This is a genomic window from uncultured Methanobrevibacter sp. (genome assembly GCF_902774605.1).
Classification (GTDB): domain Archaea; phylum Methanobacteriota; class Methanobacteria; order Methanobacteriales; family Methanobacteriaceae; genus Methanocatella.
Window position 1 is genome coordinate 1 of the sequence record NZ_CACYJE010000053.1, and the last position, 13325, is coordinate 13325.

General features: G+C 34.9%; 11 protein-coding genes and 1 pseudogene. 10 read left to right on the forward strand and 2 right to left on the reverse strand.

All coding sequences use genetic code 11. The features are described 5' to 3' along the window. The 4 genes and pseudogenes from QZU77_RS08785 to QZU77_RS08800 all read left to right on the forward strand — a co-directional run. A pseudogene (locus tag QZU77_RS08785) lies at positions 1 to 1204 on the forward strand (Ig-like domain-containing protein); the annotation flags it as partial. 615 nt (positions 1205 to 1819) lie between these two features. Then, a complete protein-coding gene (locus tag QZU77_RS08790; RefSeq protein ID WP_295603191.1) occupies positions 1820 to 2662 on the forward strand; it encodes a hypothetical protein in 843 nt (280 codons plus the stop codon). Between the two features lie 111 nt (positions 2663 to 2773). Next, on the forward strand, positions 2774 to 3664 hold the full coding sequence (locus QZU77_RS08795; RefSeq protein WP_295603193.1) for an HIRAN domain-containing protein: 891 nt from the start codon (positions 2774 to 2776) through the stop codon (positions 3662 to 3664). Between the two features lie 466 nt (positions 3665 to 4130). Then, positions 4131 to 7028 carry an Ig-like domain repeat protein gene (locus tag QZU77_RS08800; RefSeq protein ID WP_295603195.1) on the forward strand — a complete coding sequence of 966 codons (2898 nt, stop codon included), beginning with the start codon at positions 4131 to 4133 and terminating at the stop codon, positions 7026 to 7028. Positions 7029 to 7093: 65 nt separating this feature from the next. On the opposite strand, the gene QZU77_RS08805 is transcribed toward QZU77_RS08800, so the two are convergent. Then, on the reverse strand, positions 7094 to 7999 hold the full coding sequence (locus QZU77_RS08805; RefSeq protein ID WP_295603197.1) for a Yae1 family protein: 906 nt from the start codon (positions 7997 to 7999) through the stop codon (positions 7094 to 7096). A 1128-nt stretch (positions 8000 to 9127) separates the two neighbouring features. Here QZU77_RS08805 and QZU77_RS08810 point away from each other — a divergent pair. Genes QZU77_RS08810 through QZU77_RS08835 form a run of 6 tightly spaced genes read left to right on the forward strand, consistent with a single transcriptional unit; the run spans position 9128 to position 12560 of the window. After that, entirely contained in the window at positions 9128 to 9403 is a 276-nt protein-coding gene (locus tag QZU77_RS08810) for a hypothetical protein (RefSeq protein WP_295603199.1), read from the forward strand. Between the two features lie 17 nt (positions 9404 to 9420). Next, positions 9421 to 9816 carry a type II toxin-antitoxin system VapC family toxin gene (locus QZU77_RS08815; protein WP_295603201.1) on the forward strand — a complete coding sequence of 132 codons (396 nt, stop codon included), beginning with the start codon at positions 9421 to 9423 and terminating at the stop codon, positions 9814 to 9816. A gap of 11 nt (positions 9817 to 9827) precedes the next feature. Continuing rightward, entirely contained in the window at positions 9828 to 10034 is a 207-nt protein-coding gene (locus QZU77_RS08820; RefSeq protein WP_295603204.1) for a hypothetical protein, read from the forward strand. Positions 10035 to 10070: 36 nt separating this feature from the next. Then, complete coding sequence (locus QZU77_RS08825) at positions 10071 to 10196, forward strand: hypothetical protein (protein ID WP_295603206.1); 126 nt, start codon at positions 10071 to 10073, stop codon at positions 10194 to 10196. Next, a complete protein-coding gene (locus tag QZU77_RS08830; RefSeq protein ID WP_295603208.1) occupies positions 10162 to 10395 on the forward strand; it encodes a hypothetical protein in 234 nt (77 codons plus the stop codon). The genes QZU77_RS08825 and QZU77_RS08830 overlap by 35 nt, the downstream gene beginning before the upstream one ends. Positions 10396 to 10397: 2 nt before the next feature. Further along, positions 10398 to 12560, forward strand: coding sequence for an Ig-like domain-containing protein (locus QZU77_RS08835; RefSeq protein WP_295603210.1), 2163 nt, complete (start codon positions 10398 to 10400; stop codon positions 12558 to 12560). Between the two features lie 140 nt (positions 12561 to 12700). On the opposite strand, the gene QZU77_RS08840 is transcribed toward QZU77_RS08835, so the two are convergent. Next, a partial coding sequence (locus tag QZU77_RS08840) for a transposase (RefSeq protein WP_295603212.1) occupies positions 12701 to 13325 on the reverse strand: 625 nt, incomplete at its 5' end.

The window sequence follows — 13325 nt, forward strand, 5'->3', positions numbered from 1 at the left end:
ACCACGTGGTGGGGCAATATATCTAAACAACGGAACTAATTTCATAATAGCTTGGTCCAAATTTGAAAACAATACTGCAAGCTTGAATGGTGGAGCAATCTACTGGGACAGTGGAAAAGAGGGAATCATCATATCAACTTCATTCATAAACAACAATGCAACCGGAAATGGTGGAGCGATATACTTCGACGGAATTGATGGAAAAATTGGTTATTCAAAATTCATCAATAACTCTGCCGCTTCAGGTGGAGCAATATATAATGCCGGTTCATTGACTGCCAATACAAATCAATTTACAAACAACACTGCTGCTGATGGAAAAAACGACATTGCAGGCAATGGTTCAGTAAAATACGGTGTTGACTTTGAATTTGATGTTGAGGATAATGTTTATGGAAAAACCGCTAAAATCCATGTCAATGTAACCAGTAACGGCAAACCTGTAAATGGAGGTAATTTATCAGCTGTCGTTAACAATGTTACATACAGCGCTGATGTGGTTAATGGAGTTGCAACACTCCAAATTCCAAACTTGAATGCCGGAAGCCATGATATAAATATTGCATATGTTCCTAATGATTCAAATTATAACAATCGCACAGAATTATATGCTCTTGTTATAAACAAACAGAATCTTGTAATAACTGCTAAAGATGCAGCCTATATCATCAACTATGGTGGTAAATACTCCATAACTCTTAAGGATTTAAACGGTATTGCTGTTGCCGGTGAAAAGGTAACATTCACATTGAACGGCAAGGCTGTTGGATCAGCTGTCACAAACGCAAATGGTGTTGCAACCATTTCCTTGACTGCTAAAGCATTGAAATCAGCAAAAGAAGGCAAAAAGAATATGGTCATAAAACTTGCAAGTAACAACTACGCTGCTTCTAAAACCGTAAAAATAACCATAAACAAGGAAAAAACAAAAATCGCTGCCAAAAACAAGAAATTCAAAAAATCCAAAAAGACCAAAAAATACACAATAACCCTCAAAAACAGCAAAGGCAAAGGAGTTAAAAAAGTAAAAGTTACCCTTAAAGTTAAAGGCAAAACCTACAAGGCAAAAACAAATGCCAAAGGTAAAGCAACCTTTAAAATCAAAAAACTAACCAAAAAAGGCAAATACATTGCAACCATTAAATTTAAAGGGGACGCTTACTACATAAAAAGCTCCAAAAAAGTAAAAATAACAATCAAGTAGATGAATTTTTCATCTACAACTTTTTTTTTAATGGGTGGGCTTGGAGAAAAAACTAAAAGACAAATTACAAATGCGATTAACAAATATGGCTCCAATCATGGAATAATAATCTCAAATACGACTGATGTCATAACAAAAGAGGATAATGTTATTCATATTCCAATAAAGACCTTTTCATTATTATAAATAGGTTAAATTAACTTTACAGGAAAGGACAAACTGTATGCCATGTATAAGATGATTGGCGTGGATGTTGATTATGATGGAATTTTTGAGGATTAAAAGGTCTTCTTTTTAATCCAGCTTTTTTTGTAAAAAATTACTTACGTATCTTTTTATTTGAATGATTCATTCAAATCTTATTTTAAATTCTAATTATTAATAATTAGTATATTTCCACTCCTATTATTTTTTCTTGGTTATTTGATGGTTTTACATTATAATTAGTATCTATTCATATTATATTCGTTTTTGGTGCAAGTTTGTAATTGACATAATTTTTACAAGGTCATAACAATATTGCTTTAAACTTGCTTAATTACAATATAACCTAATAATTGCTTTTAATTAGTAAAAAGAATAATTTTAAATATGATTTAGAATATATTACTTAGTATGAAGTTCAAAAATGAAATTTCAGAAATGGTGTATCCTCATTACTATGACTATAATTTCAAGAGTGTACTGCAGGAACGTGCAAACGGACTGCTCAAATTCATAGGCATACAATACAGGCTTTTGTCAGTTATGATGTCAGAGTTCACCACAATAGGTCCTGGAATTTCACGCATAGACTTTGCAGGGGGAGTGCAGAAGAAGGATAAGGTCATAACTCTCATACTAGAATGCCAATCAAAACTCCCGACAGATGAGGATATAAAGCGATTCTTCCAATATGTGTCATTAATGAGGATTTTCAAAAACAATGATGTGGAATTATTCATTCTATGCATTGAAAAAGCATCTTACACTAAAAAAGAATTCATAATCAATGACGAATGCACATATACCATGCATGTAATCTCCCTTAAGGACTATAAGGCAAGGGAAATATTTAAAAGCATTGAAGACAAACTTAAAAACAATGAGGAAATCACCGACATGGACATTGCATCATTGCAGGTGATAGTCTACACTGACTATGAGGAATCCCAACTCGAAATCCTTCTAAAGGCACGTAAACTAATTGAAAGAATCGCAGAAAGTTCCGGAATGGATATCAATGATAAAAAGGCCATTGTATATTTGCTCAATGTGCTGAGCGTTAACATGCTTGATGAAGATGAAAATGATAAATATCAGGAGGAAACTTACATGATGTTAAATCCAACAGACAGATATCTGCTAAAGAAAGGTAAACTTGATGTTGCTAGAAATTTGCTTGCTGAAGGTTTTCCTATTGAAAAGGTTGTTAAATTCACAGGATTATCTAAAGAAGATATTTTGAAAGGTAAATAGTCATTTTTGACTATTTTATTAATTTCTCATTAATTTTTTGAATTGCAGAGGCACTTAGGGTGATGTTGAAGAGGAAATTCCATTATGACAAAAGCAACATGGTGATTTTTAATGACATGGGAGTGGAAAATCGGCGATCCGGTTGATGATGCCACCGGCGGCAGCATGGAGGCTGAAAACTGGGGCCATGGAGATGAAGACGATGAAAATATGGATGATGAAATCGGTTACAAGGACCCTAGGCCGGAGCAATACGGGAAAAAGGCATGGGACTTATATATGGATTTCCGGGAGGAGGAGGCTCTCCGCTACATTAACATGGCATTGGACCTGGACGACAGTCATGCGGGAAACTGGAACCGCAAGGCAATCATCCTCGAGGCCATGAATAACTATCGCCAATCCGAGAGATGCTACAACAGGTCGCTTGAGCTGTCGCCATCGAACCTGGTTCATGACAACAAGGCAAGAATGCTCTATGACTGGGCATCCCAATTATTGGAGGAGTCAAAGAAATTGCCTAACGGATTGGATATGCTTGATGAAGCAAACAATACTCTTACAAGGGCAATTGAGGCCCTTCCTGGTGAGGGAAGCGAAGAGGACATAAACAAATATCTTAAACTAAGGGATTCAATCAACTTCTACATCGACTATGAACGGAGATACTTGAACAATCTCGAAACATTAGGGAAATACAAAATGAATGAACTCTTCACAATAACCGGAAGGAACCACTACAGGGATGTGAAAATAACTCGAGGCATGCCTTTAAGGCTTGTCAGGGAACCGGACAACGAGTTCGACCCGGATGCGATTGCAGTATATGCTGGAGACAGCAAGGCGGGTTATGTGGCAAACAATGATTATACTAAACATGAGCTGACCTCATTGGCATCACAGCTTAAGGATGAAATTCCAGACATTGCTCAAGGTGAATACCTGCTTTACCTGGAAAGGTATGCCGAGGTGCAGTTTGCCATTGGAAGAATAATTAAATGATTTTTCTGAAAATTGAATTTAGGAGTATTTATTAAAGAATTCGCTTATTCTTCAAGGTTAAAAAGTCCATGTTTAAGAAAAATTGAAAGTTGGCAAAAAAGGTCAAATGCACTGTAGATTGTGGCAAGGCTGTATGGCCAAGAAATTAACCGTTGGGATGTGGGATGTAAAAAATTTCTTCCTGTCCATTTCTTTTTTTAAAACATTGTTATAATTTCATGAGTGTATAATGATTGTTCAGTTTGTATGCTTTTTTGTTTTTATTTTTGAATTGTATACAATGTATGATTATTTAATGTTCAATTGAAAATTTTTTCCACTTTTAATTATCAAGTCGTATAGTTTTATATACTTTGAATTATTAATATTTATATAACTATTAATTGTATCATATTTAATAGTTCAACATTTTTTCACTCGCAATGCGAGCTTCAGTATTAACATATTTTTATAAGAGGTAATCGAAATGAAAGTTAAAAATAAGATTTTCGTTTTCGCTTTGATACTTTCTTTAATATTGACTGCAGGCTGTGTAGCGGCTGCAGATAATATGACTTTCGACCAAAGCGACTTGGAATTGGTTTCTAGTCAAATCGATATTGAAATGGATCAAAACGAAGATGACTCTGATATTCTACAAGCCGAAAATCAGGAAAATGAAAACTCTCCGATAAGAGGAGAGTCAGAAACTCAACTGTTAAGTTCAAATCACACTGTAGACGGTGATGATTTTTCAAGCATACAAACTGTAATAAACGATGCAAGTGAAGGAGACACTATTTTTTTAGGCGGTAAAACCTACACTGGAACTGACTCATTAGATATTGGAAAAAACAAATTAACCATTATCGGAGGATCACAAGACAATCCTGATGACATTGCAACTCTTGACGGTCAGGGTTTAACCAGGATAATAAGTGTTTCAGCTAACAATATCACTATTAAAGGTGTTAAATTCATTAATGGTAATGTGGAATATGGTAATGGTGGTGCTATCTATTGGGCAGGTGATTATGGTACTTTAATGAATGCTGATTTTATTAATAATGCTGGTTATGATGGTGGTGCTATTCATTGGGCAGGTGATTATGGTACTTTAATGAATGCTGATTTTATTAACAATACTGCTTTTGCTGGCGGAGGGTTCTGGTGGAATAGTCCTAACGGTGTTGCAACTGATTTGAAATTTATTAATAATACTGCTAGGTATGGTGGAGCTGTTTGTTGGATGGGTGCTAATGGTGCTTTAAATAATTCGGATTTTATTAATAATGATGGTGGTCGTTATGCAGGTGCAATTAGGTGGTATGGAGCAAATGCTAAATTAAATAATTCTAATTTTATTAATAATACTGCTTTTGAAGGTATTGGGGCTGTAGAATTTTCTAGTGAAAACGGTGTTTTAACTAATTGTAATTTCACAGGGAATTCTGCAACTGATGGTGCAAATGGTGCTTTAGCAGTATTTAATGCTAATGTTAGAATTTCAGACTCCACATTTAAAAATAATACAGCTTTTGCTCATGGTGCTTTGGGAATTGCAGAGCAATCTGTAAACACCATAATCTCAGGATGCACTTTTGAAAATAATTTTGCATTATATAATCAGGGTGCTGTTGTAGTTGATGCATTAAATGTCACACTAAAAGATTCCACTTTTAATAATAATTGGGCGAATGAAGCTGCCGGAGCTATTGGATGGAGGGTAGCTGATGGAAATTTAATCAACACCACTTTTACTAAAAATAATGCTTCTGATGGTGGAGCGGTTCAATGGACTGGTGCCAACGGCAATGCAAAAAACATAACATTCAAAGACAATTTCGCTTCAAATTATGGTGGAGCGGTTCAATGGACTGGTTATGGTGGTAAAGTAAGTAATTCAACATTTATTAACAATCATGCAGTAGAGGGTGGAGCTACCGACTGGACCGGCACCAAAGGTACTTTAAAAGACTCTAAATTTGAAAATAACTCAGCAGACAATACTGGCGGAGCATCTCGCTGGAGTGGTGCTGATGCTACAGTCGGCAACTGTGAATACATTAACAACACCGCTAAAATCGGTGGTGCAATACATTCCATTGCAGATGGCTTAACAGTTGATGGCAATACTTTCGATGAAAATGGTGCAGTTTATGCAGGTTCTGATTTAAGTGTTGGCGGACCAAACACCAGTATCTTAAACAATAAGATTAATAATTCTGGTTCCAATGTAAGCTCTGTTTATGTAACTAACTTTGTAAACTTTACCCAATCAGGCAACACATTTACTGATTGGTCAAAATCATTTGTTTATTCCAGTTTGATAATTGAAGTTGATGATGTCTACATTGGCCGTATTAATAAGAATTTAATTATTCCAGTTTATGTTCATGATGCTGAAGGGGTTCCGGCTTTAGGTCAGCTGCAACTATACGGCTACGACACCAAGCGCTTAACTGATGGTAGAACCCAGTTCAATATTGCTATGCCTAACTTCCAAACAACAATGTATTTGACAATGGTTTATGAGGATGGTGTTTATAAGAACTTCATGGTTGAAGTTATAGACAACACTTCACCTATTGAAGAAATTATTCAACCAGACAACGGTAAGGATGAAGTAATATTCCACTTCCCAAAGGATGCAACAGGTAACGTTACCCTAACAATCAATGAAAAAAAATTCATTTCCAATGTTGTTGATGGATTTGCAGTCATTGAAATTACTGGACTGCCAAACGGCAACTATTCTGCAACTGCTCATTACTCAGGGGATGCTAACTATTCTGCAATCACCATACCTTTGAATGTAACAGTTAAATACTCAAATTTCATTCCTCAAACCAAATTGAGTGCAAATTCGGATGTTTCAGTTATCTACAGCGGCAAGGCATATTATAAGGCTCTTGTCACTAGGGATGGCAGAAGTGTAGGTGCAGGCGAAAGCGTAACCATTAACTTCAACGGCAAGAACACTGTTGTTAGGACTGATGCAAATGGTTACATTAACTATAAGATTCCATCAAGCATTAAACCGAAAACCTACACTATCAAGGCAACCTATTACGGTTCAAGTGTGACAAATAAGGTTAAAATCACCCAGGTGATTAAGGCATCCAACAAGAAGGTTAAAAAGTCCAAGAAAGTCACTAAAATCAAAATCAAGCTGAAAAAAGTCAACGGAAAATACCTTAAAAAGAAAACCCTCAAAATCAAGTTCAACAAGAAGACCTACAAGGTTAAAACCAACAAGAAGGGTGTTGCAACTTGGAAGGTTAAAAAGTCCATGCTCAAAAAGCTTAAAGTTGGCAAAAAGGTAAAATATAGAGTGACTTACGGAAAAGCCGTTGTGACTAAGAAGTTAACCATTAAGAAATAAGGATTCTCTTCCTTATTTTTCCTTTTTTTTGATTAATGAGAAGTGGTTAAAGTAGATTTTTGGATTTAATCTACTTTGTTGAGTATGTTGGATAATTCAGTTTCTTTAATTTCCAGAAGTTTTGCTACTTCTTCAAAGGTATGATTTTTCAACAAACGAAGGATAATGTTCCTTTCACCTTTATTTTTTCCATCTTTAAATCCTTCATTTTTTCCATCTTCAAATCCTTTATTTTTTCCATCTTCAAATCCTTCGTTTTTGATTTGTGCTATTACTCCTTGGTATGTTTGTGCCATGTTAATCATCTCCAGTAATCCTTCTTGTTTATCAATTTCTACATATTCAATAATGTTTAAATACATTGCCAGTGTTATTTCATCAATTATTTCTTGGGGGATGCAGTGTTTTTTGTTTTTGATGTATGTGCAGATTTCTTCTGTGATTTCTGATTCACTTTCCTTGATTTCAAATAGTGGCAATGCGATCAATAATGAAGATTCTGTAGTTGTTAATTTCTCGTTGTGGTGTAGTTTGTTGCGTATTGTACTTAAATCTTTTTGTTTGTTGATGTTTTTTGTTTTTATTATTTGTGGGTGGTAGGTTATGTCCATTTTCGTGTATTCGGTTATTTTTCCTTTTTTAGACAATGCTATGATTATCAATTTTACTTCTGATTTTTGTCTGCAGTGTACTCTGTCATAGTATTCGTATGCCTGTTTTAAATCTTTTTTTGTCAATGGATTTTTCTTTACTTCGAAAATCAGTATTTTTCCGGATTTTGTTAATGCCTGAAAATCGAGGAAGTTTTCAAAGATCTTTTGCTTGCCTGTCTTTTTGAATGTTATTTTTTCAGTGGGCATTATCTCTTCAATTTCCTCATCGATTCCAAGGACCTTTAAGATGTGGACTAAAAAATACATGAAACAGAATTTTACGAAAATATCCCTGTTTTTAGTAGTTTCAATACTCATTTTTTGCTCCTTTAAATTTGTTAAACAAAACGTATGAACTTATATTTGTTTAATTAATATTTAAATTATTCTATATGAGTCTAAAACAATTTTTAGGTTTTAATATAAAAAAATAAGCCCAAAACAATATTGTTTTTAACTTGTAAATGAAATTTCATGATATATATGGGGGATGATTGAAGGAATAATCATGTTAAAATTTGCAAGCAAATCCTGGATTGGTTTAAAAGCACTTAAAAATACGAGAAAAGAATGGATTTTTAAAAATCCTCCATTTAATTGCAATTTTAACTGTCTATAAAACAAGGATTATTGTAATCTAAAAATATGAGAGGAAAAAATAAGGATTTCAAATAACCCTTATTTTTTTAGGAAAATGGAGGTTAATATTTAATTAACCATTTTTTTTAGTGTTTTCAATTAAAAGGGAGAAAAAGAGGCCGCTTTAAGTTCAACAGCCTCAATCGTGTTTTTTTACTTTTTTACAGTTATCCGATAGGTTTTAACTGTTTTACTTTTTTTGGATAATAATGAAAACATTCGGAGGATTGTGGCCCCCTCATGTTTCCAGGGTTTCTCACCACCATACTGCTCTGCAGTACAATTTATTATATGAATAAGGCCATATATAAAGCTTCTCGCATGCAAGTGCTCACTTGCATCTTGAAAATGCTTAATTCAAGTTTAAAATTCTTATTTTTAATAAATAATTTATTTGAATTCTCCATTCTCTAAATTAATATTTTTAATCATCTTTTGGTTTCAACTTAAACGCTGAGGTTTTTGATCATCGTGCGTTTTTCCTTCAAACAAGGGGGTTTTTGAAATTTCAGATTCATCCGACATGATTTTTCACATTGGAATTTTACACTTGAACAGGTATTTAATTTAACTTATTTTATTAAAACAACTAATTTTAAGGTTTAATTCTAATTTTAAATTAATGATTTTGATTATTTATTTTTTTCTCAATTCAATAAGTTTATATATTATTAAGATATAATATTAACTAAGTAATTATTGGATATTCCAGTATTATTTCATATGTAATATTGTCTCATGATTGGCAATTCACAATATAGTTAACCTCCAAAAAGTATATTAATTATTGGTCATGAGGTGTTGGAAATGTCTGATAAGAAAACAATAATAATTGGTGATGATATGATAGAAAACCGATTAAAGGAAAAATCAATTAAATTAGGCATCTCTGTAGATGAATTGATAGACAGGTATATCAGGAGGGGATTGTACAGTGATGATTATTATGAATCTCCTCAGCTAACAATGGAAGAGTTATTGGAAATGAGTAAAAAGGATGTTAAAAAAGATATGGAAAATGGAATTCCTCCAAAAAAGCACAATTTCAATTCTTTCGTTGGAAAATTCAATAGGTATGATTAGTTCATGGGGGATTTTCAATGATTTTCTTAGATACAGGTTATTTCAAAGGATTATATGATAAAAATGATTTTCATCATGAAACCTCATTAAGAATTAAGGATTATCTTGAAAAGTCCAATGAAGCAACTGTTATAAACACCACTGTTCTTGTGGAAACATTAAACGGGTCAGTTGGAACAAGAATTTCTGTAAAGGAACTTTACGATGAATTGCATGATGAAAATCAGGTAATTGAATTAACCAAAAAGGATTACCTAAAATCAGTTGAAGTAAACAGTTGGTTTGGAAATTCACTCAACTATAATGACTGCACAATTTTCAATACTATGATGGAAATGGGTATCCACAAAATTGTTTCATTTGATGGATGTTTTAGAAAAATCAATTCTCTACATGTTATATATGCTATTTGAAGGTGATGGTTGTGGGTTTTACATATGTGATTAATAATGAAAAATTAAGAACAATGCTTGATAAAAAAGCCATGGAATTTCATATGAGTATTGATGAGTTGGTTTGGGGTTATATTAATCGTGGATTGGCTGATGACAGTTTCAATGATGAAATTTTAAATAAACTTCATTCTGAAAAATATTTAAAGCAAATAAATGATGCATTGGGTCTAAATTGAACTTCTTCTTGATAATTAGATTGTGGGGTGTTGGAAATGTCTGAAAAAACAATAATTGGTGATGATAGGATAAAAGCACAATTAGAAGAAAATTCAAAAGTTTTGAGCATATCAATTGATGAATTGATTGAAAGATGTATTAGGAGAGGATTGTTTTACTGATGATTATTATGAACCTCCTAAACTTTCTCGTGAAGAATTGCTTGAAATAAGTAAAAGGGATGTTCAAAAGATATTGAAAATGGCATTTTTCCACAGAAAAACGATTTCAATGTATTCATCAACAGATGGAGCAAATCTGATGATTGAAAATTTCAGACCATACCTAAGAATTTTAATAGTGTCTGCAACATATACTTAACCATGTACATCAAGCGATTCATATTATTGGCTGTATTCGCACTCATCCTGATAAACACAGTCAGCGCTGCGGATAATGCCACTTATGAAAATCTAACCGACATCAATCCAGGTGAAATCAACGTAACCTATGAGGAGCAGATGTGGGAGGAGAATCTGAGCGACATTGAAGTGAGCCTGCCCGAGAACGCCACTGGGGAATTCATGGTGAAGATTGATGATGAGGTGATTTATAACGATACAATCACCGAGAAATCATTCAAGATTCCGGTAAAACTCCCTAAGGCACCGGATTTATACATTGCAATATATCCTCCAGTCGATTCAAGACCATACAAGGTCAGCGCATTTTACAACAACATCGATTTGAACCTCACCGCACCATTGAAGGTAATGAGGTTCCCTCCGGACTACAGTCCGCTCCACTTCCCAAGGGAGATTCTTCAAAACGACAAGTACCATAGTCTCCTGGCGTTTCCAAGATCCGCCAACGGGACAGTGGAATTCTACATTGACGACAAGCTCTATAATAAAACACGAGCAAGGCCGTCAATTTACTGGCCGGAAAACCCATTCTCAAAACTGCCGCTGGGAGACCATACCTTCAGGGTGGTGTATCATGGTGACAGCTATTACCATGCATATGAAAAGACATTCAACTTCACAGTCGTCAAGGTCATAATAAGCATTCCTGAAGTGATCAACATCGGGCATGACGATTGCATAAGCGTCGATGCACCGAAAAACACTAAGGGAACCGTTAAGGTATACATTGACGATAAGCTAATCGACACGTCCGGCACTGAAGACGGCCAGTACATATTGTCCCTTGAAAACCACATCAAATACACTGACCGTGAAGTGAAGGTGACCTACACCTCTAAGGATTTCACACGAACAGTCGTAAAGCCGGTCAACATGACATATGACTTCGACGTATGGGCATCCAACTTCAGGTACGGTGCAAACAACATCATTGACATCATACTGCCGGACACATTGAACAACAAGCTTTTGAAAATCACAATCAACGGTAAGGAGTACTCATTCACCCGTCCGGAAAACGTAATGAACAACAATCTCGAACTGGACATCTCAAGCTTTCCTGCAGGAAACTATTCGCTCTTCATATCATATGAGGGGGACGACAAGTTCTACCCGTTGAATAAAACAGTCAACTTCACAATAGACTACTCTATCAACCTTCCATTCATATTCAAGTATAAAAGCGACGCCAAGGTGTCATTGAAACTCCCAAATGATGCAAAAGGGGAACTGGTGGTCTATTCGGACGGTGCACTGTTCGGTTCAGCTAAATTCAACAAGGGCTATGCTGAAGTGAAGCTCGGATCGCTTGCGATAGGGCCGCACAAAATCGAGGCCGAGTATAACGGCACAGACTACACTGTCGCATCACAGTCAGGCAGAGTCAGCGTTTCTCCAAAAATCGACTTCAACTATCCCGTCACTGTCGGGGAGGATGAGTACATCACCGTTGAGGTTCCGAAAGCATCAACCGGTCATGTGATATTCACCATCAACGGCAAGGAATATAAGGTTCAAATCAGGGACGGCATCGCCAAATACTCAATCAAGAAGCTCAAGGTCGGGGAATATGATGTTGACGTTTACTACTATGGTGATGATGGCGTGAAGAGCTCCAGTTGGGTGATGGTTGAAGTGGTCAAGCCGAAAATCAAGACAATTTCATCTGAATCAAATTTCAAGGGCGTCAACGTTAAGATGAAGCTTTCAACACACAATGGTAAGCTATTAGCCTCAAAATGGGTGAAGGTCAAGTTCAACGGCAAGACATATAAGGTCAAAACCAGTAAGAAGGGCGTATTGACATTTAAAAAATCATTGAAGCTCAAAATCAAGAAATACACAATGAAAATCACTTATAATGGAGCATCATTAACCAAAAAGATTAAAGTCAGGCCATTGATTTTAAAAGCAAGCGCTAAAAAGAAGAGATTAACCGTTAAGGTGACAATCAACAAGAAACTCAAGAACAAGAAGGTCATTGTCAAAATCAACTCCAAGAAGTACAAAATCAAAACCAACAGGAAGGGGGTTGCCAAAATCACCGTTAAAAAGACGGGAAAAGTCACCTGCAGCGCAACCTACCTTAAGAATACTGTTAAGAAATCCGTGAAACTTTAATGGAAGTTTCACAAACCCTATTTTTTTTAATCCATTCTATAATGTTCAATCTTTTTGATTATAGTCTATTACTTAATGTTTTTACCATTTTTGTAATTTTATTCTTGGGCAGTTATAAAACTTGATGTTTATAAGATTGGTCAAGCTATCCCCCGTTGACTTACGGGTTCATTATTTTTGATTATTCTTTTTCCTTCGTTTAGGATGTTTTTTGCGGCGTTTATGTCTCGGTGGTGTGTTGTTTTGCATTTTGGACATGTCCATTTGCGGATTTCTAGTGTTAGGTCTGTGTATTGGTATTCGCAGTTGCTGCATTTTTGGCTTGATGGGTAAAATCGGTCTATTTGTATGAATTCTTTGCCGTACCATTCTGCTTTGTATTTAATCATTTGTATTAGTTTGTATAATGCTATTTTTTGCAATTTAGGAGACCATTTAGGGTTTTGAAACATTCCTTTATCTGCTTTGTATTTAATCATTTGTATTAGTTTGTATAATGCTATTTTTTGTAATTTAGGAGACCATTTAGGGTTTTGAAACATTCCTTTGATGTTTAATGTTTCCATGGCTATAAGATCATATTTTTCAACAAGGAATTTGCTGAATTGGTGATATGCGTTTTGTATTTTATTGTTTTTTCTGTTTAGCCATTTGTAGTATTTTTTAAGTGTTTTTTGATAATTTTGGCTCATGTATTTTTGTCTGGATAATTTTCGGTGATATTTTTGGATCATCTTGTCCTCATGTGTTAGGTCGAGATTGGCT